Genomic DNA, 1,225 nt, shown 5'->3' on the forward strand with positions numbered 1-1,225 from the left:
GCGGGTCCCTGGGAGCGGGGGGCCGGAGGCTCCCCCGAGCAGGGACGGGCTGGGCTCCACGGCGGTCGGGGACGGCACCTGGCCGCGGTGCGATCCGGAGGATCGCAGTGTCACCGTGTCAGCGGCTGAGGACGACGCAGGCGGGGCAGACGTCGCGGGCCGGGGCGGGCCACGGCTGCTCGACGTCGACGCGGGCCAGCGAGCCGCAGAGGGTGAGCTCGCAGGCGCCGTCGACCTCGGCGGTCGGTCGGTGCAGCTCGACGGCGTGCCACAGGGCGGCCGTCGGGCCGTGCGGGCGGCTGCGGGCGGCGACGACGGTGGCGGCGGCGAGGGTGGGGGCGCTCATGCCCAGGGTGTCGGCAGCGCGCCAGGACAGGGTCAGCGTCGACAGGGGTCCCCTCACCCGGACGGGTGAGCGGCTCACCCGGAGGCGGGCCGGGCGGGTCTCGCCGGCCGGGGGCAGGATGCGGGACATGGAGCTGACGAAGCACGGCCATGCCTGTGTCGTCCTCAGCGAGGACGACCGGCGGCTCGTCATCGACCCGGGGGTGTTCACCGACCCGTCGGTGCTGCAGGGGGCGACCGCGGTCCTGGTGACCCACGAGCACGTGGACCACTTCGCGCCCGACGTGCTGCGCGCGGCCATGGACGCCGACCCCGCCCTGGAGGTGTGGACCAACGGGTCGGTGGCCGGACATCTCGACGGCGCGGCGGGCCGGGTGCACGTGGTGGGGGACGGCGACGCGCTCACCGTCGCCGGCTTCGACGTCACCGTGCACGGGGAGCTGCACGCGGTGATCCACCCGGAGCTCCCGCGGGTGGGCAACGTGGGGTTCCTGGTCGGTGGGGTGGTGTTCCACCCGGGTGACGCCTTCACCGTCCCCAGCGAGCCGGTGGCCACGCTGCTGCTGCCGGTGCACGCGCCCTGGTCGAAGACCGCCGAGGTGATCGACTACGTGCGGGCCGTGGACGCCGACCAGGCGTACGCCGTCCACGACGGACTGCTCAACGACACCGGGCTGGGGTTGGTCGGGGGCCTGCTCGGTGAGCGGGGCCCGGGGACGCCGACCCCGTACAGCCGCCTGGCCCCGGGGGAGTCGGTCGAGCTCTGAGCCCTGCGGGGACCGGGCTCAGCGGACGGCGCGGTTGCGGGCTGCGGCCACGCCCTCGGCGACGCCGACCAGCAGCACGGCGGCGAGGACGGCGAAGAGGAAGCCCCAGAAGT

General features: G+C 75.8%; 2 protein-coding genes. One reads left to right on the forward strand and one right to left on the reverse strand.

What is annotated here, in order from left to right:
- Window positions 1–118 precede the first annotated feature (118 nt).
- A complete protein-coding gene (locus tag BLS21_RS26100) occupies window positions 119–475 on the reverse strand; it encodes a hypothetical protein (protein WP_245700499.1) in 357 nt (118 codons plus the stop codon).
- Between BLS21_RS26100 and BLS21_RS24435 the strand changes: the two genes are divergently transcribed.
- Window positions 474–1,112, forward strand: a complete 639-nt coding sequence (locus BLS21_RS24435) for an MBL fold metallo-hydrolase (protein WP_091221093.1) — start codon at window positions 474–476, stop codon at window positions 1,110–1,112. The genes BLS21_RS26100 and BLS21_RS24435 overlap by 2 nt on opposite strands.
- The last annotated feature ends 113 nt before the right edge of the window (window positions 1,113–1,225 follow it).

Source organism: Geodermatophilus siccatus (genome assembly GCF_900103785.1).
GTDB classification, from domain to species: domain Bacteria; phylum Actinomycetota; class Actinomycetes; order Mycobacteriales; family Geodermatophilaceae; genus Geodermatophilus; species Geodermatophilus siccatus.